The following is a 21,223-nucleotide window of genomic DNA, read 5'->3' on the forward strand; positions in this document are numbered from 1 at the left end:
GGCGAGTTGCCTCACCCCAAAGTCTATCAGGCGCTTTTACGCAGCAGGCCCTGTTTTTTCAGGTAAATCAGCAGAATTGAGATTGCCGCAGGCGTGATACCCGAAATACGCGAAGCCTGGCCAATGGACGTCGGTTTGTGATCGTTGAGTTTGGCGATCACTTCATTCGACAAGCCATTAACCTGACGATAGTCGAGCTCAACAGGCAACAAGGTGTTTTCATTCCGCAGCTGGCGATCAATCTCTTCCTGCTGACGCGCAATGTATCCTTCGTATTTCACCTGAATCTCCACCTGCTCAGCGGCTTGCTCATCAGGGAGTGCCGGACCGTAGCTGGCGAGTGACGTCAGCAGCGGATAGGTCATCTCTGGACGACGCAGCAGATCTTCACCGCTGGCTTCTTTGGTAAGCGGCGCGCTGATCACCGCGTTCACTTCAGCCACGTTATCCGATTTCGGATGCACCCACAGATCGCGAAGACGTTGACGCTCCTGCTCAATCGCTTCCAGTTTCTGGTTGTAGCGCGCCCAGCGTGCATCATCAACCAGACCGAGTTCGCGACCGGCTTCGGTCAAACGCAGATCGGCGTTATCTTCGCGCAGCATCAAGCGGTACTCCGCACGCGATGTAAACATGCGGTACGGCTCTTTCGTGCCCAAAGTGCAGAGATCGTCAACCAGCACACCGAGATAAGCTTGATCGCGGCGTGGCGCCCAGCCCTCTTTATCAGCAGAAGCGCGTGCTGCGTTCAGACCAGCCAGCAAACCTTGCGCTGCCGCTTCTTCGTAGCCGGTGGTGCCGTTGATCTGGCCGGCAAAGAACAGGCCGTGGATAAATTTGCTCTCCAGCGTCGGTTTAAGATCGCGTGGATCGAAGAAATCATACTCGATGGCATAACCTGGACGGATGATCTTCGCGTTTTCCAATCCTTTCATCGAACGTACGATCTGCATCTGTACGTCAAACGGCAGGCTGGTGGAGATACCATTCGGGTAGATCTCGTTGCTGGTCAGGCCTTCCGGCTCCAGGAAGATCTGGTGCGCGTTACGATCGGCAAAGCGCATCACTTTGTCTTCGATCGACGGGCAGTAACGTGGACCAATACCTTCGATGATCCCGGCATACATCGGGCTACGATCGAGGTTATTGCGGATCACGTCATGCGTCTGTTCGTTGGTGTAGGTGATCCAGCACGGCACTTGTTGTGGATGCTGTGAAACCTTGCCCATGAACGAGAACACCGGCATCGGATTATCACCGTGCTGCGGTGTCAGCACCGAAAAATCAATCGAGCGTGCGTCGATACGTGGCGGCGTACCGGTTTTCAGACGGTTTACGCGCAGCGGCAGTGCACGCAGGCGTTTTGCCAATGGGATTGATGGCGGATCGCCTGCACGGCCACCGCTGTAGTTATCCAGGCCAATGTGGATTTTGCCATCGAGGAAGGTTCCAACGGTCAGTACCACGGTTTTGGCGCGGAACTTCAAGCCCATTTGCGTTACCGCACCGACTACACGATGGTTTTCCACAATCAGATCGTCAACCGCCTGTTGGAAGATCATCAGGTTCGGCTGATTCTCCAGCGCAGTGCGTACCGCTTGGCGATACAGTACACGGTCAGCCTGAGCACGAGTAGCACGAACGGCGGGGCCTTTGCTCGCGTTTAGTATCCTAAACTGGATACCTGCCTGGTCAATTGCCGTGGCCATCAAACCGCCTAAGGCATCCACTTCCTTCACCAGATGTCCTTTCCCGATGCCACCGATCGCGGGGTTACAGGACATTTGTCCAAGCGTATCAATGTTATGGGTGAGTAAAAGGGTTTGCTGACCCATTCGGGCTGCGGCCATCGCGGCCTCTGTGCCCGCATGACCACCACCGATTACGATGACGTCAAAAGGATCTGGATAAAACATGAAGTGGGTCCTCGTTAGTGTTTCGGACAGGGATCGTTGCCCTGGGCGGTGGATTCTACTGAAATAATGTCGGCGGCGAAAGTCGCGGGATCCTGAGGTTTAAAAGAAAGGATCTTAAGTCTTTTATATGATCTCTCTGTTAGATCTACTATTAGGATCGCACCTTGCTGTTGATAACCCCGAAAAGCGCAGGCTTAACAGCAGATTAGAGAGGATCATTAGCTGTGAATGATCGGTGATCCTGATCCGTATAAGCTGGGATCAAAATAGCCACTTATGCACAGCCTAAAAAAGAAACAGCAGTTGTTCTTTGGATAACTACGGGTTATACGCATGAAACAGCCCATGTTATCCACAGTCGATCGCGTGTTTAAAGTGAAAAAACAGCGAAATCAACTGAGGATCATTCTATTTTCCCGATCCCCAGCCATCGAAGATCGTTTTAAATCTGCGTTTTCCATGTGGCGACCCACACTTCAGCCGCGTCTTCCGGGATCTCATGCTCCAGCACGTCGATCTCCAGGCGATCGCCAATGCGTTTGGCGCCCAACTGGTTCAATTGCTCTTCCAGCAGCTTGATCGCGCCGCAGAAAAGATCGTATTCATGGTTACCGATGCCTACTGCGCCATAACGTAAGCCAGTGAGGTCCGGTTTTGTCTCTTGCAGTGCTTCATATAAAGGAAGCAAATTATCAGGCAGTTCACCGGCACCGTGCGTGGAGGTAACAATCAGCCAGATGCCTTCCGGTTGCAGCTCATCCAGCTCTGGGCCATGCAGCACCTCGGTTGAGAAGCCCGCTTCCTGCAGTTTTTCTTCCAGATGTTCAGCAACATATTCGGCGCTGCCAAGGGTACTTCCACTGATTAACGTAATATCGGCCATGATGCTCTCCCGCACTAAAGGCGAGCATTGTACGCTGTGATCAAGCCGTGATCCACCTGTGGAAAACAGGGTTAATAGATGAAAGCATCAGGCGACAAGTCGCGCCATACGCGCGATCTGCCGGGGATAAGTTTGTGCACAGCTTAGAGAGGGATCACGGCTTAATGGTGCGCATGATCGGGTTTTGCAGTGAGATCAGGGTTTCTGTGGATTGGATTTCGTCGATGGTCTGGATCTTGTTGATCAATACCTGTTGCAAGGCATCGATCGATCGGCACATCACTTTGATAAAGATGCTGTAGTGGCCGGTGGTATACCAGGCTTCCACCACTTCATCCAACGCGTCGAGTTTGCTCAGCGCCGCCGGATAATCGCGCGCGCTTTTGAGGATAATGCCGATAAAGCAGCACACATCGAAGCCGAGCTGACGCGGATCGATCTCCACGCGCGTGCCCAAAATAATGCCCGCCTGACGCATCTTCTCCACCCGCACATGAATAGTGCCGGGGCTGACGTTGAACTGTTTGGCGAGCTCGGCATAGGCGGTGCGCGCATTCTGCAGCAGCGCATTGAGAATGCCGCGATCCAGGTTATCCAGCTGAAGGTGTTCCGCCATTGTCCATCCTCGTTAAGTTCTTCTTCTATGAATAGAGGAGAATGTGCAGCAAATTAGCGGTGCAGGCAAGGTGCAGACAACAGGCAGGCCGTTGTCTGCATGCTTTTTAGCGCTTACGCCAGAAGGTCACTTGCGCCTGCGTGTGCTGGAATTTGCGCGCCGTTTCGCGGATGACAAATGGCACATCCTGCGGCGGTGCCACTTCATCGAAGGCATCACGCAACAGACGCTGCAGCGCCTGATAGGTGTTCAGCGCTTCGCCATTTTCGCGAACACCGCCCAGCCAGTTCTCCTTCGGCGTGAAATCTTCCAGCCAGGTATACGGCGATGACAGCACCAGCAAACCGCCGGAACGGATCATCGGGGTAATGTCCTGCAGGAAGCGCTTCGGCTGACGCAGACGATCAATCAGGTTAGACGCCAGCACCAGATCGTAACGATCCGGCTGCGGCTTCAGGTTACAGGCATCGCCCTGCACAAACTGAATGCGCTGCGCTTGCTCTGCTTCCAGACCAAACTCTTTCAGTCGCACCTGACGATACTCCACCAGATCGCCCTCTTCGGGCACTACATAGCGGAAATCCTCACCGGAGGTCAGCTGCAGCGCAACATCAATAAAGCGCGCCGAGTAATCCATGCCGGTTACCGCGTCGAAGTGTCGCGCCAGTTCAAAGCTGGCACGCCCGGTGGCGCAGCCGATGTCCAGCGCCTGACCGCGCGCAGTACAGTGCGGCAGCAGTTTTTCCACCAGCGCCGCCGCGTAGTTAGGCACGTTGTAGTAACTCGGACCGTACTGGAAATCGAGATACTGCGACACCATGCTGTCAGTTTCATAGGGATTGAGTGCCATGCTCTCTTCATGGGAAGAAACCACATAGCGGAAACCGGCGTGCTGGAAGAAGTGGCGACGGAAAGCGTAGCGCGCAGATTTCAGCGCTTCGTTGCCGGTAGAAATCCAGCTGCCACCTTTGATCAGCGCATGTTTGCCATCAAAGGTCGGCGTCGAGAAGTCGTCGTACAGCGGATGCACCTTAAAGCCTTCGAAACCGTTGGTTGGCGTCGTGGTCCATTGCCAGACATTGCCGACGATATCGTAAAACTCACCCTGCGCGAAACGGTCGACCGGGCTGGAGGAAGCCCAATATGCCAGATTGATATTGCCCGGCGCTTCAGTCCAATCCGGCTGATCGCCGCCAACCTGCTCACGCAGCTGCGCCCATTCGGCCTCGCAGGGAAGCTGAATAGATTTACCGGTCTCTTCGGCCAGCCAGCGGCAGAACGCGGCGGCTTCCAGTTGATTCACTTCCGCTGGCCAATCCCACGGCATCGCCACTTCTTCGGCCAGCACGCGCAGTTTTAGCTGATCGGGCAGCTTTTCGTCACCAACCCAGAATGTCGGCATCTGTGCACCGGAGAATTCACGCCAGCCCCAACCTTCGTCATCCCACCAGCGGCGATCGTTATATCCGTCCGCCGCCATGAAGCGATAAAACTCGGCATTGCTGACCAGCATCTTGCTGGCCTTAAACGGCTTAAGTTCGGTTTGCTGACTGCCGTATTCGTTATCCCAGCCATAAGTGTCGTCGGTTTTGCCCTGCTGCACGCGGCCGCCGGGCATCGCGATCAAAGAATTTTCCGGTACCGATTGACGATCGTGACGCGCCTGCGGACAAACCGGCCAGTGCGGCTGAGGCTTGACCCATTCAATCGGCAACTGGCGCATCAGCACGCTGGAGGTTTCCAGATGAATGCGTTCGTGCTCAATGCCCATCAACACCACCCACGCCGGGCTGTCCCAGCCGATTGGCAGTTCCAGCGGCATAGTGCGAATAAACTCACTCACCAGGCTTTTCACTTTGCCACGATAGTCGCGCACCTCTGCGATGCTCGGCCAGTCGTAATGGCTGTCGTTGAGATCGTCCCAACTCATCTCATCGACGCCGATCGCCATCATCGCTTCGATGCGATCGTCAACGCGTTGATCGAGATAGCGGCCCGCCATCAGCTTATTAATGTAGAAGGTCGCGGTGTGACCAAAATAGAAGATCAGCGGATGGCGCAGCGAAATCGCTTTGTTAAACCAGGCGCGCTCGTCCGCCAGGCAATCAAACAGGCTTTCATACAGTTCCCAGGTTTGGGTGAAGTACGCCAGCAGCTCGGCCCGTTTTTGTTCGGAGTTTTGGCCGGAAAGTTTTAGCGTGCGGGTTGGTGCGGGAAGTTGGGCGGTCGTCACAAGGTGCTCCAGTTTGCTATGTGCTCGAACTTATCAATATAGCAAATTAGCATTTCCGCCAGATGAATTAGCGCTGCCAGCGGCGCAGCAGACGGCTTTTCAGGCCGGTATCGAAGCGCCAGATGTGATCGAAGATGCGCAGGATGCCGGGTTTGCCATGCTGCGACATCGCCACTGCGTGGAAGCGCTGTTGGTGTTGGCGCTGACGCTGCTTAATGGTGCTGACGATGTCATCTGGCAAACGCTGGGCAATAAAGTCAGAGACGATCACCGCATCCGCTTCCTGCCAGGCGCTGCCTTCCATGCGTTTCACCACCGCCGCAAGGCAGGCAGCGAGATCGGTGCCGCCGCGAAAACGCTGGCTGAGGAAACGGATCGCCTGCTCAATGCCGTTATCAGCGGTGAGTTCATAGCCGATCACTTCATGAGCGAACAGCATGATGTAGCAGCGGCGCTTATCCGCCAGCGCCACTTTCAGCAGCGCCAGGCAAAAGGCTTTGGCGCAGCGTTCGTTGAAACCGCCCATCGAACCGGACGTATCAACGCAGACGATAAACGGGCCGCGCGGTTGCTCTTCATGCTGCTGGTGGCTGACCGGGCTCATGGTGACTTTTTCATGCCACGCATCGCCCTGCAGACGATAAGTCAGCAAGCGTTTTTCGACTAAGCGCCGATAAAATTCCAGCTCCAACTCGCTGATGCTCAATGCCGCCAATTCCGGCGGTAACAGACGCAGCACATCATCGCTTTGATGAATGCCGCTGACCTCTTCCGGCACATTATCCGGTTCGCGTACCAACTGGTGAAACTCCTCCAGCGGCGCATCCTGCGACGGCACCGATTTAGCTTCGCGGCTGCGACCCAGCTGCTGCGCCAGCTTCATCAGCTCCGGCTGCTGGGCAAGGAAATCGCCGTATTGGACGATGAGTTCGTAATCGCCGTGCTGCAGCGGCGCTTTGCTCAAATCCCACAGGCGTCCGGCGGCGGCTTCATCATCATCGGTAAGGATCGGCGCCAGCTGACCGCTGATCGCCATGCGCTGCTGTAGCTCGGCCATCAAGCGTTCGCGCTGCTCTTCGAGAATAGTTTCATTCAGCGTTAGCGTTTGCAGCGTCAGGCTGAGACGCCAGCGTTGCAGGAACAGCGTGTGTTGCGCGTTGCTGAGCTGGTCGCTTTCGGCATTCAGCAGCAGTTTGCTGGCTTCTTCGATGAACGGCGACGGCAGGCTTTTCAGCTGCGTCATGATGTTGGGTAACTGCTGGGTGAAATGTTGCGTGCTGAGCAGCTGCATCTGCTGAAAAAGCTGAAACTCCTGCGCCAGCGCTTCTGGCACCGGCGTGACTTTGATCTGCTCGGCGATCTCCGATCGCCAGCGTGGCAGATCGCGCATCATGGCTTGCTTCAGGCGGGGAAACTTCTCAAAGAACAGCGCCAGCTGCGGCGAGGCGAGCAGCGCGATAATCAACTCTTCGATTAACTCGGTTTCGCCAATCGACAGCAGCGCACTCAGCGTCTCCAGTGAGATCATTTTCTCGCCTGTTTCAGCTGTTCCGCGACATCCTGCAGGCTGGTTTCAATGCGTGCCAGCCAGTCATCGCTAATGAACAGGCAGCGCTGATGCTGGCTGAACAGCGTGCGCTGCGCGCGCAACTGGGTTTCCAACGCTTCGTATTCATCGGCGATCTCCTGCGGCATCTCGCTGCTGCTGCTGGCGCCCGGCAGCGTCAGACGCGTGGATTGCAGGCTAACATCGCGCAGCGTCAGACAATGATGTGTATCCACCAGCATATCCAGCGTTTGCCCAAAGCCGATGCCGTTCAGCTTGCCGCGAATTTCACCGCCCTTCAGCAGCCACTGATCCAGCGCTTCGCGGCCAATCAGAATGTGCGTCACCTGCATGTCGTGCAGCATCAACGGCTGTTGCAGCATCAGCGTCAGCTGCTCATCGGTAATGGCGGCGGGTAATTCGTAATGCGGTTTGCGGCTGAACATGCCGCTGTGTTTCTCCAGCGTCAGCGCTTGCGCCACGCTTTGCTGCTGTTGCAGCGCCAGACGGCGACCTTTGATCTGCTGCAGCTTGTGTAGCAGCGCCTGTTGCTGCCACGCATGTTGCGACATCAGCGTATCGATTTCGCGATCCAGCATTTTCATCGATGCCACGTCATGCCACAGGCAATCTTTCAGCAGTACTAAGTCGATGGGCGCGATAGTCACGCGACCGCTATAAAAGGCGCTGGCCTGCAACAGATGAATGGCTTTCTTCCAGCGACGATCGGAAATGTACGGCGCGTCCGGCAGCGTTTCTAACTGCTGACGTAGCTGATAGATCAGTTCAAACACGTGATCCGGCAAACTGACCTGGCTGATGCCTTTCTGCCACTGCTCGTACTCTTCATCGCTGATGCGCAATGATTCCGCCACCGGATTGTCGTTTTCATCCTGCTGGTGGGTGAGCATGCTGCGGAAGTTCTGCTTCTCATGCACGTTATCCAGCCACAGACGAATCAACATGCGGTCATACAGCGCTTCCAGTCCGCTATCGGCTTCTGGTAGTTCGTTGGAAGCGGTAACCAGCAAGCGCATCGGGATTTTTTCTTCGCTGTCGCCATTACGGAAGCGGCGTTCGTTGATGGCGGTCAGCAAGGTATTCAGAATCGCCGGGCCGGCTTTCCAGATTTCATCGAGGAAAACAATTTCGGCATCCGGCAGATAGCCTTTGGTGAGACGCTGATACCGCCCTTCATCTTTCAGTGCCTGAATCGACAGCGGGCCAAACACCTCTTCCGGGGTGGAAAAACGGGTCATCAGGTATTCAAAAGCGCGGGCGTGCTGGAAGGCGTATTTTAATCGGCGGGCAATCAGACTCTTGGCGATGCCCGGCGGCCCGAGCAGAAACACGCTTTCGCCACTTAAGGCTGCCAGCAAACAGAGGCGGATCGCATGATGGCGTTCATACAGACCTTTTTCCAGAGCGTTGCTCAGGCGAGAAATTCTTTCTGCCAAAAGATGGGGTTGAGCCATAATCACATCATTATCCTTTTGATCCTGGTGCCGTCATATTCTGGCGAGCGCAATACTCTACTGATTATCATGCGCGATTGCGTTGATAGCCGTCAGCTTTTTTGTTTCAGAAGGTTGATGCGAGAAAACTCGCCGCTTCCAACGGTTTTTTGGCGCTATTTTCGGCGAAAAACCGCGTCACCAACGCGATGGTGACACTTTGTAAGAGTAGGTTTTTTTGGGAATATGTGCATACTGTGCGCTTTTTGATGGCTTGAGCGGAAGGCAAGTGCCTCCGGCTCCAACAAAAGACAACTTATGAGCTCGGATAAGAAACAGTCCCTTGGGGCAGTCACGCTGGCGGCAATTGGCGTGGTGTATGGAGATATTGGTACCAGCCCGCTCTATACATTGCGTGAATGTCTCTCTGGTCAGTTTGGATTTGGCGTAGAGCGCGAAGCGGTATTTGGCTTCCTGTCGCTGATCTTCTGGCTGCTGATTCTGGTGGTGTCGCTGAAGTACATCAGCTACGTGATGCGCGCGGATAACGCCGGCGAAGGCGGGATTTTAACGCTGATGTCGCTGGCCGGACGCCATACCGGCGCCAGAGCTACGGCAATTCTGGTGATTATGGGACTGATTGGCGGTAGCTTCTTCTACGGCGAAGTGGTGATTACGCCGGCGGTTTCGGTGCTATCGGCGATTGAAGGTTTGGAAATTGCCGCGCCAAGTCTTGATGCCTACATCGTGCCGTTGGCGATTGCAGTGCTGACTTTGCTGTTTGTCATCCAAAAACACGGCACCGGTATCGTCGGCAAGCTGTTCGCGCCGGTGATGCTGCTGTGGTTTTTGGTGCTGGCGGTACTAGGCGCGCGCAGCATTATCGACAATCCTGACGTCCTGCATGCGATGAACCCGTATTGGGCGGTGCACTTCTTCATCCAATATAAAACCGTATCCTTCTTCGCGCTGGGCGCGGTGGTGCTGGCGATTACCGGCGTAGAAGCGCTGTATGCCGATATGGGCCACTTCGGTAAATTCCCGATTCGTCTCGCCTGGTTCATCGTGGTGCTGCCTTCGCTGGTGCTCAACTACTTTGGTCAGGGCGCGCTGCTGCTCAAACATCCCGAAGCGATCAAAAACCCGTTCTTCCTGCTCGCGCCGGATTGGATGCTGATCCCAATGTTGATTCTGGCGACCTTAGCCACGGTGATTGCGTCGCAGGCGGTGATTTCCGGCGTGTTCTCATTAACGCGTCAGGCGGTGCGTCTCGGCTATTTGCCACCGATGCGCATTGTGCACACCTCAGAAGAAGAGTCCGGGCAGATCTATATTCCAGTGATTAACTGGCTGCTCTATTTCTCGGTAGTGATTGTGATTGTCGGCTTCGAGCACTCCAGCAATCTGGCGGCGGCGTACGGCATTGCGGTAACCGGCACCATGGTGCTGACCGCCATTCTCTGTTCAACCGTGGCGATTCAAAACTGGCACTGGAACCGCTATCTGGTGGTGTTGATTCTGATTGCCATGTTGATCATCGACGTGTCGCTGTTCTCCGCCAACCTGATCAAGGTGTTCTCCGGTGGTTGGCTGCCGCTGACGCTGGCGTTGATGATGTTCATCATCATGACCACCTGGAAAAGCGAGCGTTTCCGCCTGCTGCGTCGTATGCATGAGCACGGCAATTCCCTCGAAGCGATGATTGCGTCGCTGGAGAAATCGCCGCCGGTACGTGTGCCGGGCACCGCGGTGTATATGTCGCGGGCGCTGAACGTGATTCCGTTTGCCATGCTGCATAACCTCAAGCACAACAAAGTGTTGCATGAGCGTGTGGTGCTGCTGACGCTGCGTACGGAAGATGCGCCTTATGTGCACAATGTGCGTCGTGTGACCATTGAACAGTTATCGCCGACCTTCTGGCGCGTGGTGGCAAGCTATGGCTGGCGCGAAACGCCAAACGTCGAAGAGATTTTCCACCGCTGCGGTCTTGAAGGCCTAAACTGCCGCATGATGGAAACCTCCTTCTTTATGTCGCATGAATCGCTGATTATCGGCGATCGTCCTTGGTATCTGCGCCTGCGCGGCAAGCTGTTCCTCGCGCTGCAACGCAATGCGCTGCGCGCGCCGGATCAGTTTGAAATTCCACCGAACCGCGTGATCGAGCTGGGAACCCAGGTCGAGATTTAACGTTGCGCGCGTCACCAACTCAAAGTGACGCGCAATCCTCCGCTGGCGCGCTGGCTGAACTGCAAGCGAATGCCGTGCAGCTGGGCAATATTCTTCACGATGGAAAGCCCCAATCCGCTGCCTGTTTGCGCCTGTCCCGGCGGTCGCCAGAAGCGTTCACCCAACCTTGCCAACTGCTCATCGCTGACGCCCGGCCCGTTATCATCAACGGTAATGGCGCGAACGTTGAGCTGCACATCAATAGTGCTGCCAGACGGCGAATAGCGCAGCGCGTTATCCAGCAGATTCCGTACCATCAATCCCAGCAACAGCGGATGACCGTTCATCACCGGTTCGGCGTGGCTGGTGAATTGCAAAGCGGTGTCTTGTTGTTCTGCCTGCGGAAAGTGCTCCGCCAGCAGGTTTTGCAACAGCGGCGCCAGCGCCACCGGCTGAAACTCGCTGCGCAGATCGTCAGCTTCCACGCGTGACAGCGTTAAAAGCTGATCCACCAGACGCGTGGCGCGCACAATGCCGCTGTCCAGCTGCTGAATCGCCCGTTTACGCATCGCTTCATCATCATCGGCCAGCTGAATCACTTCGCTCTGCACGCGCAGCGCCGCCAACGGGCTGCGCAATTCATGGGCGGCATCGGAGGTAAAGCGACGTTCGCGCTGCACCAGATGCGCCATACGGCTGAACAAACCGTTGAGCGCCACCACCAGCGGCTTCACCTCTTTAGGCAAACGCGTTTCAGGTAATGGCGTAGCATCATCCGGCGCACGCTGGTGCAGTGAAAGCGTAAGGCGTTTCAACGGGCGCAGCTCGAACCACACCAGCGCCAGCAGCAACAGCAGCATAAAAGGCATGGCGATCAACCATGGCAGCAGGCTACTGAGCGCCAGATCGCGCGTCATATCTTCGCGGTATTCCCACTCTTGCCCAACCACCACGCGATAACGCTTATCCGCTGAGGTGAGCCACACCAAGCGCCAGCTCTCTTTATCGCCGCGCAGGCGGCCATCGGTAAAGCCATCACGCTGATAATCAAACTGTAAATCACGCCCATTTTCGCCGTCATTGAGCAGCGGCTGGCCGTCAGCGCTGAAGATGGCAAACGCCAGCGCATCGTCATCCTGATCACCATGATGATGACGCAGGATCGACTTGGTTTTAGGCAGTTTTTCGTCCTGTAGTGAGGTGGGATCGAGCGTAATCAGGCGTTTAGCGAACAGCATTTGCTGAGTATCAAACAGCTCGTCTACCGTATCGCGGGTTTGGTGCCAGGCGCTGAGGCTGGCCAGGCCGCCGCACAGCATAATCAGCAGCACGAAGCCAATGGCGAGGCGCAGAAACAGACTCATTCCGCCGCTCCCAGCGTATAACCGACGCCGTGTACGGTACGAATAAACTGGCTGCCGAGTTTCTTGCGCAGATGATGAATGTGCACTTCCACCGCATTGCTGGAGACATCTTCATCCCAGCTGTAGAGCTTTTCTTCCAGCTGACTGCGTGTCAGCACGCGGCCGGGATTGCGCAGAAACAGCTCAAGCAGCGCCAGTTCGCGGCTCTTGAGGCTGACGGCTTCGCCATCGCACAGCACGCTGTGGCTGCCGGGCGCCATCACCACTTTGCCGTGTTTAAGTTCCGGCTGCAGTTGGCCGTGACGGCGACGGATCAGCGCCTGCAAGCGTGCCGCCACTTCTGTCAGCGCAAACGGCTTGCACAGGTAATCGTCGGCACCGAGCTGCAATCCTTGTACGCGCTGATCGAGCGCATCACGCGCGGTAAGAATCAGCACCGGCACATCCTGTCCTTGCTGGCGCCACTGACGCAGGATATCCAGACCATCGCGTTCCGGCAGCGACAGATCCAGCACCACCGCATCCCAGGGCGCGGCCGCCAACGCCTGAAATCCGGCTTCGCCGGAGACAAACCAATCCACGCTGAAACCGAGTTTGGTCAACCCGACTTTCAACCCGTCGCCAATCAGCGTGTCATCTTCTATCAGTAAAATGCGCATCAACTCTCCTTCTGTTAAGCGGAGTTATACGAAGCACAATCGCTCTTGTACAGCGAAAATCCCGGCAAATAGACTATTTTTCATGAATGTTAGCCCAACGGATTCTCTTAAGATCCTGTTAAGAACCTTATGGTGAAATAGCTGCCGTAAACCAACACATTCATGGAAAAGAGGTGAAATATGAAAAAATCTGCAGCCCTGTTAGCTATCATCGCTCTGGCCGCCACGCCGGTTCTTGCCGCTCAGCAAGGTGGCTTTGTTGACCCGAATGCGCCATCCGCGCAGGTGAAGTCCGGTGGTTTCAAAGCCGATAACACCAGCGTTGTCACGGTGAAACAGGCCGAAGAGATGAAGGACGATAGCTGGATCACCGTGCGCGGTACGCTTGAGAAGCAAATCGGTGATGAGGATTATCAGTTCCGTGATGCCACCGGCACCATGAAGGTCGAGATCGATCATAAACGCTGGAACGGTTTGACCATCACGCCAAAGGATCAGGTAGAACTGACCGGCGAACTGGATAAAGATTTCAACTCCATCGAACTGGACGTGAAACAGGTACGTAAACTGCCTTAATCCCTGCTTCGGGGCCGCAGCAGCGGCTCCAACATCCCACCAAACTCAAATTCTCTCTGGCACAAGCGAAACGTTTCGATGGCGATCACATTTCCGTGATGCCGCCATTGAGTTGCCGTGCGCATTTTATACACTCCCGATCAGCGAAACGTTTCGCTGTGGAGTGGAATAAATGAAAAAAGGTCGCTTGTTAAACGCTGAAGTCTCTCATGTGATTGCTCGCCTGGGGCACACCGATACGCTGACGATTGCCGATGCAGGCTTGCCGATTCCGGCTGGTCCACAGCGCATCGATCTGGCGTTAACGCCGGGTACGCCCGAATTTTTACAGGTGGTTGAGGTTGTCACGCAGGAGATGCAGGTCGAAAGCGCCCTGATGGCGGAGGAGATTAAGCAGCACAATCCGCAGCTCCATAGCGCACTGCTCGCCGTGCTCGAAGCCTTGCAACAGCACCAGGGAAATGTCATCACCATCCGTTACACCAGCCATGAACAATTCAAACAACAAACGCAGCGTAGTCAGGCGGTCATTCGCAGCGGAGAGTGTTCTCCGTATGCGAATGTCATCCTGAGCGCCGGCGTGACCTTCTGAGGCCGCTATGCAACCGTTACTGCAACTCAAAGGGATTGAAAAGTCGTTTCCTGGCGTAAAGGCGCTGAATGGCGCATCGCTCGCCGTTTATCCAGGACGCGCAATGGCGCTGGTGGGCGAAAACGGCGCGGGCAAATCCACCATGATGAAAGTGCTGACTGGCATTTACAGCATGGATGCCGGTTCTATGCAGTGGCTCGGTCAGGATGTGGCGTTCTCTGGCCCGAAAGCGTCGCAGGAAGCGGGCATTGGCATTATCCATCAGGAACTTAACCTGATTCCGCAACTGACCGTCGCCGAGAATATCTTCCTTGGCCGCGAATTTGTTAACCGCTTTGGCCGCATCGAATGGAAAAAGATGTATGCCGAGGCGGATGCGCTGTTAAAGCGCCTCAATCTGCGCTTCAACAGCCACAAGCTGGTGGGCGATTTGTCGATTGGCGATCAGCAGATGGTCGAGATCGCCAAAGTACTCAGCTTCGAGTCGAAGGTCATCATTATGGATGAACCGACCGATGCGCTGACCGATACCGAAACGCTGTCGCTGTTCCGCGTTATCAACGAACTCAAAGCGCAGGGCTGCGGCATCGTCTATATCTCGCACCGCATGAAAGAGATCTTCGAGATTTGCGATGACGTCACCGTATTCCGCGACGGGCAGTTTATTGCCGAACGCGCGGTGTGCGATCTCAGCGAAGAGAGCCTGATCGAGATGATGGTCGGCCGCAAGCTGGAAGATCAATATCCACGTATCGATCAACAGCCGGGTGAGATCCGCTTAAAAGTCGAAAACCTCAGCGGTCCGGGTGTTGATGATGTCAGCTTTACGCTGCGCAAAGGGGAAATCCTTGGCGTATCGGGCCTGATGGGCGCGGGACGTACCGAACTAATGAAAGTGCTGTACGGCGCGCTGCCGCGCAGTAAAGGTAAAGTGACGCTGAATGGCCGCGAAATCACCACCCGCTCCCCGCAAGACGGATTGGCGAACGGCATCGTTTATATCTCCGAAGATCGTAAGCGCGATGGTTTGGTGTTGGGCATGTCGGTGAAAGAGAACATGTCGCTGACCGCGCTGCGCTATTTCAGCACCGGCGCGGGCAACCTGAGACACAGCGACGAGCAGTTGGCGGTGGGCGATTTTATCCGCCTGTTCAACGTCAAAACTCCTTCAATGGAGCAGCCGATTGGCCTGCTGTCCGGCGGAAATCAGCAAAAAGTAGCGATTGCGCGCGGCCTGATGACGCGCCCTGATGTGTTGATTCTTGATGAGCCAACACGCGGCGTCGATGTCGGGGCAAAAAAAGAAATTTATCAGTTAATTAATCAGTTTAAAGCCGAAGGGCTGAGCATCATTTTGGTGTCGTCGGAAATGCCCGAAGTGCTGGGCATGAGCGACCGCATCGTGGTGATGCATGAAGGCCATCTGAGTGGCGAATTTTCCCGTGAGCAAGCTACCCAGGAATCCCTGATGGCGGCGGCAGTCGGTAAGCAACACAGCGAGGAGTTAGTTGTATGAGCACCCAAACCTTACCCGCCAGCCGTCGCTGGTTCAGCAAAGCCTGGCTGCTGGAGCAGAAATCACTGATTGCATTGATCGTGCTGATCGCCGTGGTTGCCAGCCAGAGCCCGAACTTCTTCACGCTGGCCAACATGTTCAACATTCTGCAGCAGACGTCGGTCAACGCCATTATGGCGGTCGGCATGACGCTGGTGATTCTGACTTCAGGCATTGATCTGTCGGTGGGATCGCTGCTGGCGCTGACCGGCGCGGTGGCGGCATCGATTGTCGGATTAGAAGTGAATGCGCTGGTGGCCGTTGCGGCTTCGCTGGCGCTGGGAGCGGCGATTGGCGGTATTACCGGCGTGATTGTGGCGCGCGGCAAGGTGCAGGCTTTCATCGCCACGCTGGTGATGATGCTGCTGCTGCGCGGCGTCACCATGGTTTACACCAACGGCAGCCCGATCAATACCGGCTTCAACGATAACGCCGATCTGTTTGGCTGGTTCGGTATCGGTCGTCCGCTGGGCATCCCAACGCCGGTGTGGCTGATGGTCGCGGTGTTTGGACTGGCGTGGTACATGCTGCATCACACGCGGCTTGGTCGTTACATCTATGCGTTGGGTGGCAACGAAGCGGCGACGCGCTTGTCGGGCATCAACGTTAATCGCGTCAAAATCATCGTTTATTCGCTGTGCGGCCTGCTGGCGGCATTGGCGGGCACCATCGAGGTGGCGCGTCTCTCTTCCGCACAACCTACCGCGGGCACCGGTTATGAACTGGATGCGATCGCGGCGGTGGTGCTGGGCGGTACCAGCCTGGCGGGCGGCAAAGGTCGCATCATGGGCACGCTGATTGGTGCGTTGATCCTCGGTTTCCTGAACAACGGCCTGAATCTGATGGGCGTATCGTCTTACTACCAAATGATTGTTAAAGCCGTCGTTATTCTGCTAGCGGTGCTGGTGGATAACAAAAGCAGTAAATAACTCTGACCTTCACACAGGATTTAAAAATGAAAAAGTTAACTGCATTGGCCGTCATTCTTGGCGCCACCCTCAGTGCTGGCGCGATGGCAAAGGACACCATTGCTCTGGTGGTTTCAACCCTGAATAATCCGTTCTTTGTGTCTCTGAAAGATGGCGCACAGAAAGAAGCTGACCAACTGGGTTATAACCTCGTGGTGCTGGATTCGCAGAACAACCCGGCGAAAGAGCTGGCGAACGTGCAGGATCTGACGGTGCGCGGCACCAAGCTGCTGCTGATCAACCCAACCGATTCTGATGCGGTGGGTAACGCCGTTAAGATGGCAAACCAGGCCAATATTCCGGTGATCACGCTGGACCGCGTAGCAGCACAAGGCACCGTAGTGAGCCACGTGGCTTCTGACAACCGTTTCGGCGGCAAAATGGCCGGTGACTTCATCGCCAAAAAACTGGGTGATGGCGCGAAAATTATTGAACTGCAAGGCATTGCCGGTACGTCAGCGGCGCGCGAGCGTGGCGAAGGCTTTAAACAAGCGGCTGATGCGCACAAATTCAACATCCTGGCGAGCCAGCCTGCTGACTTCGACCGTACTAAAGGTCTGAACGTAATGCAGAATCTGCTGCAGGGACATCCGGATGTGCAGGCCGTCTTCGCTCAGAACGATGAAATGGCGCTGGGCGCGCTGCGTGCACTGCAAACTGCCGGGAAAACCGACGTGCTGGTGGTGGGCTTTGACGGCACCGCTGACGGTGTGAAAGCCGTTGAATCAGGTAAACTGACCGCCACTGTGGCTCAGATGCCAGACAAGATTGGTGTGATTGGCGTGCAGACTGCCGATAAAGTATTGAAAGGCGAGAAGGTGCAGGCGGTTAATCCGGTTGACCTGAAGCTGGTTACCAAATAATAAGTAAAGAAAAGCAGGGCAACGCGCCACCGTCCTGGTGGCGCATCTTTCTGGATGAATCCCAATGACCACAAGCGCAAAACTGGCCGTTCTCGGCAGCATTAATGCCGATCACATCCTTAACCTCGCCCACTTTCCACGTCCGGGCGAAACGGTGATCGGGAAACAGTACCAAATTGCCTTTGGCGGCAAAGGGGCCAATCAGGCGGTGGCTGCGGGTCGTGCTGGTGCAGATATTGCCTTTATTGCCTGCGTCGGCGCTGATGATATCGGCGAGCGCATTCGTCAGCAGTTGCAGCAAGACCGCATTGATACCGCACCCGTTGAAACCGTCGCTGATGAATCAACCGGTGTAGCGATGATCTTCGTGAATGGCGAAGGCGAAAATAATATCGGCATCTATTCCGGTGCCAATGCGGCGCTGACGCCGGCTCGCGTTGTACAGCATCAGCAGGTGATTGCCGATGCCGATGCGTTGCTGATGCAGCTTGAATCTCCGCTGGAAAGCGTTCTGGCCGCCGCGAAGATTGCTCGCGCGCAGCAGACGCAAGTGATCCTGAATCCCGCACCGGCCACCGCGCTCTCTGATGAGCTGCTCGCGCTTATCGACATCATCACGCCAAATGAAACCGAAGCAGAAATTCTCACCGGCATTGCGGTGAAGAGCGATGAAGATGCCGCGCGTGCTGCTGCGGCATTGCATGCCAAAGGTATCGATACCGTGTTAATCACTTTAGGCCGTCGCGGTGTGTGGCTGAGTGAGCAAGGCAACGGCGTGCGCATTCCGGGCTTCAGCGTGCAGGCCATCGATACTATCGCGGCTGGCGATACCTTCAACGGAGCGTTTATTACCGCACGTCTGGAAGGTGTGCCAATGCACGATGCCGTGCGTTTCGCCCATGCCGCCGCCGCGATTGCGGTAACGCGTCCGGGCGCGCAGCCCTCAGTGCCTTGGCGCACTGAGATCGACGCCTTCCTGCAGCAACAGGGCTAAGCGCTTGGCTACCATGAAAGATGTCGCTCGCCTGGCGGGCGTCTCTACCTCCACCGTTTCACACGTCATCAATAACAATCGCTTTGTTAGCGAGCAGGTGCGTGAAAAGGTGGATCAGGCAATTCGTGAGCTTAACTATGCGCCGTCCGCACTGGCGCGCAGCCTGAAGATCAAACAAACCCGCACCATCGGCATGCTGCTAACCGCCAGCAGTAACCCGTTCTATTCCGAAGTGGTGCGCGGCGTGGAAAACAGCTGCTACGAACGCGGCTACAGCTTGATTCTGTGTAATACCGAAGGCGATGAAGAACGCATGAATCGCAGCCTTGAGACGCTGATGCAAAAGCGCGTCGATGGTTTGTTAATGATGTGCACCGAAACCCATCTGCCGTCGGCGGAGATCCTCAATCGCTATCCGTCGGTGCCGATGGTAATGATGGACTGGGCGCCATTTGAAGGACGCGGCGACATTATTCAGGACAATGCGCTGCTCGGCGGCGAGCTGGCAACTCAGCATCTTATCGATCGCGGCTATACGCGTATTGCCTGTATTGCCGGCCCGCAGGATAAAACCCCCGCGCGTTTGCGTCTTGAAGGTTTCCATAAAGCGATGGCCAACAGCGGATTAGCGGTTCCGTCGGGTTATGTGGTTGATGGCGATTTCGAGTTTCAGGGCGGCTTCAACGCTATGAATCAATTGCTGACGCTGGATACGCTGCCAGAAGCGATATTCACCAGCAACGATGCGATGGCGGTTGGCGTCTATCACGCCTTGTTCCAGGCCGGATTGCGCGTGCCGCAGGATATTGCGGTGATGGGCTATGACAATATCGAGCTGGCGCGTTACCTGACGCCGCCGCTTAGCACCATCCATCAGCCGAAAGATGAGTTAGGCGAACTGGCGATTGATACCTTGATTCATCGTATGAGCGATCCCGACGCCAGTCAGCAAACGCTGGTGCTGACGCCGGAGCTGGTGGAACGCGGTTCGGTTTAAGCGGCTTTCTTCTTTTTCTCGCGGTTGGCGATCAGATTACGACCATCGCCCGGACGTAACATCATAAAGGTAAAGGCTGACAACACCGTGACGATACCCATCGTCAGGAAGGTGGCGTGGAATTGCGCGACGGTTGTGGCCTCGACATCCTGATAGAAACGCAGCACTGCGGCGCTCACTGCCACACCAAAGCTGATCGACAGCTGCTGCGTTACCGCCAGTACACTGTTCCCGCCGCTGGCGTTCTCATCATTTAAATCCGCCAGCGTGATGGTGTTCATCGCGGTGAACTGCGTAGACATCGCCATCCCCAGAATCAACAGTGCCGCCAGCAACATCACCACGCTGCCACCCGGCGATTGCAGTGAGAAGGTGGAGATCAATATGCCAATGATGATGGTGATACCAACCAGCGTATGGCGATAACCGAAGCGGCGCAGCACTTGCGTCACCGTGGATTTCGCCAGCAGCGCGCCAATCGCTGTCGGTCCCATCATGCAACCGGCAATCAGCGCGGGATAACCAAAGCCCACTTGCAACATCAGCGGCATCAGGAATGGAATGCAGCCGGTTCCCAGACGCGAAGCGATGTTGCCAATGATGCCGACCGAGAAGGTGCGGGTTTTAAACATTGGCAGATTAATCAGCGGTGCCGGATGGCGGCGCGCGTGCACTATATAAAGAAGAAGCAATGCAATGCCGCTAAACAGCACCAGCAAAGCTTGCCATGGCAATACCACGCGCTCGCCGAACAGTTCGATGCCGACCGAGATCAACACCAGACCCAAACCAAACAGCAGGAAGCCTGAAAAGTCGAAGCGGCGTTTTGGGGTAGTGAAGTCCGGCATATATTTGCGTGCGTAAAAGATGCCGGCGATACCGATGGGAATGTTGATAAGGAATATCCAGTGCCAGCTGGCGTAGGTCACTAACAATCCGCCCAGCATTGGGCCGAGAATCGGCCCCACTAAACCCGGCATGGTAACGAAGTTCAACACCGGCAGTAGTTCACTGCGCGGATAAGCGCGTAACAGCGCCAGGCGCGCGACGGGCATCATCATCGCTCCGCCAATCCCTTGCACCACTCGCGAGACCACCAACATGCTCAATGACCCGGATAAGGCACAGGCCAGCGAACCGAGCGTAAATAGCGATACCGCAAGAATGAAGATTTTGCGTGTGCCGTAACGATCGGCCAACCAGCCACTCACCGGGATCAGCATTGCCACCGTTAGCGTATAACTGATGATGGCGGATTGCATGGCTAAAGGAGAACGTTCAAGGCTGGTGGCGATGGCAGGAAGCGCAGTATTCAGGATGGTGGCATCAAGTGCTTGCATGAAAAACGCCATGGCGGCGATCCAGGGCAAGCCGGCCATACTGCGCGCGGAGCGAATCATTGAAAGTCCTTATCGAATAATTGTCAGCCTGCGACAAAGAAATTACGTTTGGTTAAAGAGAATAGCATTGGTGTTTAAGGTGATGGCGCTGATTTGTGCCGATGAAGCGGCGACTTTGACTGATTCTTCGCCGGGAAATGTCTGTTTTTAACGCGTTCGTTTAAAAAAGAGGCGCTCAGTCATTTTTTTGCAATTAACCCTTGTCACCTCCGAATAACTCCCTATAATGCGCCACCACTGAGACGGCAAAGCGGCAACGCAGACTGCTCAGCAGGGAGTGAAGAAATTCATCCCGCCGGATGAAAGCGCTGAAAAAAGTGTTTGACTCCGAAGGAGAGTAGCGTACTATACGCCACCTCGCGACAGACGGTTCAGCCGCTGTTCGCAACGCTCTTTAACAATTTATCAGACAATCTGTGTGGGCACTCGCAGGATTGATAT

At 55.5% G+C, this 21,223-nt stretch carries 18 protein-coding genes; 9 read left to right on the top strand and 9 right to left on the bottom strand.

The window, feature by feature from the left end:
- Positions 1 to 26 precede the first annotated feature (26 nt).
- The 6 genes from mnmG to ravA all read right to left on the bottom strand — a co-directional run bounded on the left by mnmG (position 27) and on the right by ravA (position 8,669).
- A complete protein-coding gene (gene mnmG / locus BM323_RS19490) occupies positions 27 to 1,916 on the bottom strand; it encodes a tRNA uridine-5-carboxymethylaminomethyl(34) synthesis enzyme MnmG (RefSeq protein WP_008106729.1) in 1,890 nt (629 codons plus the stop codon).
- Between the two features lie 442 nt (positions 1,917 to 2,358).
- On the bottom strand, positions 2,359 to 2,799 hold the full coding sequence (mioC, locus tag BM323_RS19495; RefSeq protein WP_008106731.1) for an FMN-binding protein MioC: 441 nt from the start codon (positions 2,797 to 2,799) through the stop codon (positions 2,359 to 2,361).
- A gap of 154 nt (positions 2,800 to 2,953) precedes the next feature.
- A complete protein-coding gene (gene asnC, locus BM323_RS19500; protein WP_008106733.1) occupies positions 2,954 to 3,415 on the bottom strand; it encodes a transcriptional regulator AsnC in 462 nt (153 codons plus the stop codon).
- A 106-nt stretch (positions 3,416 to 3,521) separates the two neighbouring features.
- Positions 3,522 to 5,648, bottom strand: a complete 2,127-nt coding sequence (ovoA, locus tag BM323_RS19505; RefSeq protein WP_008106736.1) for a 5-histidylcysteine sulfoxide synthase — start codon at positions 5,646 to 5,648, stop codon at positions 3,522 to 3,524.
- A 67-nt stretch (positions 5,649 to 5,715) separates the two neighbouring features.
- Complete coding sequence (viaA, locus tag BM323_RS19510) at positions 5,716 to 7,176, bottom strand: ATPase RavA stimulator ViaA (protein WP_008106738.1); 1,461 nt, start codon at positions 7,174 to 7,176, stop codon at positions 5,716 to 5,718.
- Positions 7,173 to 8,669 (bottom strand): ATPase RavA, encoded by a 1,497-nt coding sequence (gene ravA / locus BM323_RS19515; protein ID WP_036648974.1) that lies wholly within the window; start codon positions 8,667 to 8,669, stop codon positions 7,173 to 7,175. Before ravA ends, viaA begins: the two co-directional genes overlap by 4 nt.
- A 297-nt stretch (positions 8,670 to 8,966) precedes the next feature.
- Between ravA and kup the strand changes: the two genes are divergently transcribed.
- Positions 8,967 to 10,835: a low affinity potassium transporter Kup gene (kup, locus tag BM323_RS19520; RefSeq protein ID WP_008106742.1), complete on the top strand. Its 1,869-nt coding sequence runs from the start codon at positions 8,967 to 8,969 to the stop codon at positions 10,833 to 10,835.
- An 11-nt stretch (positions 10,836 to 10,846) separates the two neighbouring features.
- On the opposite strand, the gene qseC is transcribed toward kup, so the two are convergent.
- Together qseC and qseB are read right to left on the bottom strand one after the other, a co-directional pair.
- A complete protein-coding gene (gene qseC / locus BM323_RS19525; RefSeq protein WP_008106744.1) occupies positions 10,847 to 12,178 on the bottom strand; it encodes a quorum sensing histidine kinase QseC in 1,332 nt (443 codons plus the stop codon).
- Complete coding sequence (gene qseB, locus BM323_RS19530) at positions 12,175 to 12,837, bottom strand: quorum sensing response regulator transcription factor QseB (RefSeq protein ID WP_008106746.1); 663 nt, start codon at positions 12,835 to 12,837, stop codon at positions 12,175 to 12,177. The genes qseC and qseB overlap by 4 nt, the downstream gene beginning before the upstream one ends.
- 180 nt (positions 12,838 to 13,017) lie before the next feature.
- On the opposite strand from qseB, the gene BM323_RS19535 reads away from it, so the two are divergent.
- From BM323_RS19535 to rbsR, 7 genes are all read left to right on the top strand, one after another.
- Positions 13,018 to 13,413, top strand: coding sequence for a YgiW/YdeI family stress tolerance OB fold protein (locus BM323_RS19535; RefSeq protein WP_008106749.1), 396 nt, complete (start codon positions 13,018 to 13,020; stop codon positions 13,411 to 13,413).
- A gap of 172 nt (positions 13,414 to 13,585) precedes the next feature.
- Complete coding sequence (gene rbsD / locus BM323_RS19540) at positions 13,586 to 14,005, top strand: D-ribose pyranase (protein WP_008106751.1); 420 nt, start codon at positions 13,586 to 13,588, stop codon at positions 14,003 to 14,005.
- 7 nt (positions 14,006 to 14,012) lie between these two features.
- A complete protein-coding gene (gene rbsA, locus BM323_RS19545) occupies positions 14,013 to 15,521 on the top strand; it encodes a ribose ABC transporter ATP-binding protein RbsA (protein ID WP_008106754.1) in 1,509 nt (502 codons plus the stop codon).
- A complete protein-coding gene (gene rbsC / locus BM323_RS19550) occupies positions 15,518 to 16,489 on the top strand; it encodes a ribose ABC transporter permease (RefSeq protein WP_008106756.1) in 972 nt (323 codons plus the stop codon). The genes rbsA and rbsC overlap by 4 nt, the downstream gene beginning before the upstream one ends.
- Positions 16,490 to 16,515: 26 nt before the next feature.
- Entirely contained in the window at positions 16,516 to 17,391 is an 876-nt protein-coding gene (rbsB, locus tag BM323_RS19555) for a ribose ABC transporter substrate-binding protein RbsB (RefSeq protein ID WP_008106759.1), read from the top strand.
- A 64-nt stretch (positions 17,392 to 17,455) separates the two neighbouring features.
- Positions 17,456 to 18,385, top strand: a complete 930-nt coding sequence (gene rbsK / locus BM323_RS19560; RefSeq protein ID WP_008106760.1) for a ribokinase — start codon at positions 17,456 to 17,458, stop codon at positions 18,383 to 18,385.
- Positions 18,386 to 18,389: 4 nt separating this feature from the next.
- Entirely contained in the window at positions 18,390 to 19,382 is a 993-nt protein-coding gene (gene rbsR, locus BM323_RS19565; protein WP_369689754.1) for a ribose operon transcriptional repressor RbsR, read from the top strand.
- Here the strand turns inward: rbsR and mdtD are convergent.
- Positions 19,379 to 20,782 (bottom strand): multidrug transporter subunit MdtD, encoded by a 1,404-nt coding sequence (mdtD, locus tag BM323_RS19570; protein ID WP_008106764.1) that lies wholly within the window; start codon positions 20,780 to 20,782, stop codon positions 19,379 to 19,381. The genes rbsR and mdtD overlap by 4 nt on opposite strands.
- On the opposite strand from mdtD, the gene BM323_RS24530 reads away from it, so the two are divergent.
- Complete coding sequence (locus BM323_RS24530) at positions 20,721 to 20,933, top strand: hypothetical protein (RefSeq protein WP_162129951.1); 213 nt, start codon at positions 20,721 to 20,723, stop codon at positions 20,931 to 20,933. The two genes, mdtD and BM323_RS24530, sit on opposite strands and share 62 nt — an antisense overlap.
- The last annotated feature ends 290 nt before the right edge of the window (positions 20,934 to 21,223 follow it).

Source organism: Pantoea sp. YR525, from assembly GCF_900116775.1.
GTDB classification, from domain to species: domain Bacteria; phylum Pseudomonadota; class Gammaproteobacteria; order Enterobacterales; family Enterobacteriaceae; genus Pantoea; species Pantoea symbiotica.

Excerpts from the sequence above, each read along its gene's own strand:
- mnmG (WP_008106729.1), bottom strand. The coding sequence starts at position 1,916 with ATGTTTTATCCAGATCCTTTTGACGTCATCGTAATCGGTGGTGGTCAT.
- mioC (WP_008106731.1), bottom strand. The coding sequence starts at position 2,799 with ATGGCCGATATTACGTTAATCAGTGGAAGTACCCTTGGCAGCGCCGAA.
- asnC (WP_008106733.1), bottom strand. The coding sequence starts at position 3,415 with ATGGCGGAACACCTTCAGCTGGATAACCTGGATCGCGGCATTCTCAAT.
- viaA (WP_008106738.1), bottom strand. The coding sequence starts at position 7,176 with ATGATCTCACTGGAGACGCTGAGTGCGCTGCTGTCGATTGGCGAAACC.
- ravA (WP_036648974.1), bottom strand. The coding sequence starts at position 8,669 with ATGGCTCAACCCCATCTTTTGGCAGAAAGAATTTCTCGCCTGAGCAAC.
- kup (WP_008106742.1), top strand. The coding sequence starts at position 8,967 with ATGAGCTCGGATAAGAAACAGTCCCTTGGGGCAGTCACGCTGGCGGCA.
- qseC (WP_008106744.1), bottom strand. The coding sequence starts at position 12,178 with ATGAGTCTGTTTCTGCGCCTCGCCATTGGCTTCGTGCTGCTGATTATG.
- qseB (WP_008106746.1), bottom strand. The coding sequence starts at position 12,837 with ATGCGCATTTTACTGATAGAAGATGACACGCTGATTGGCGACGGGTTG.
- BM323_RS19535 (WP_008106749.1), top strand. The coding sequence starts at position 13,018 with ATGAAAAAATCTGCAGCCCTGTTAGCTATCATCGCTCTGGCCGCCACG.
- rbsD (WP_008106751.1), top strand. The coding sequence starts at position 13,586 with ATGAAAAAAGGTCGCTTGTTAAACGCTGAAGTCTCTCATGTGATTGCT.
- rbsA (WP_008106754.1), top strand. The coding sequence starts at position 14,013 with ATGCAACCGTTACTGCAACTCAAAGGGATTGAAAAGTCGTTTCCTGGC.
- rbsC (WP_008106756.1), top strand. The coding sequence starts at position 15,518 with ATGAGCACCCAAACCTTACCCGCCAGCCGTCGCTGGTTCAGCAAAGCC.
- rbsB (WP_008106759.1), top strand. The coding sequence starts at position 16,516 with ATGAAAAAGTTAACTGCATTGGCCGTCATTCTTGGCGCCACCCTCAGT.
- rbsK (WP_008106760.1), top strand. The coding sequence starts at position 17,456 with ATGACCACAAGCGCAAAACTGGCCGTTCTCGGCAGCATTAATGCCGAT.
- BM323_RS24530 (WP_162129951.1), top strand. The coding sequence starts at position 20,721 with ATGAAAAACGCCATGGCGGCGATCCAGGGCAAGCCGGCCATACTGCGC.
- mdtD (WP_008106764.1), bottom strand. The coding sequence starts at position 20,782 with ATGATTCGCTCCGCGCGCAGTATGGCCGGCTTGCCCTGGATCGCCGCC.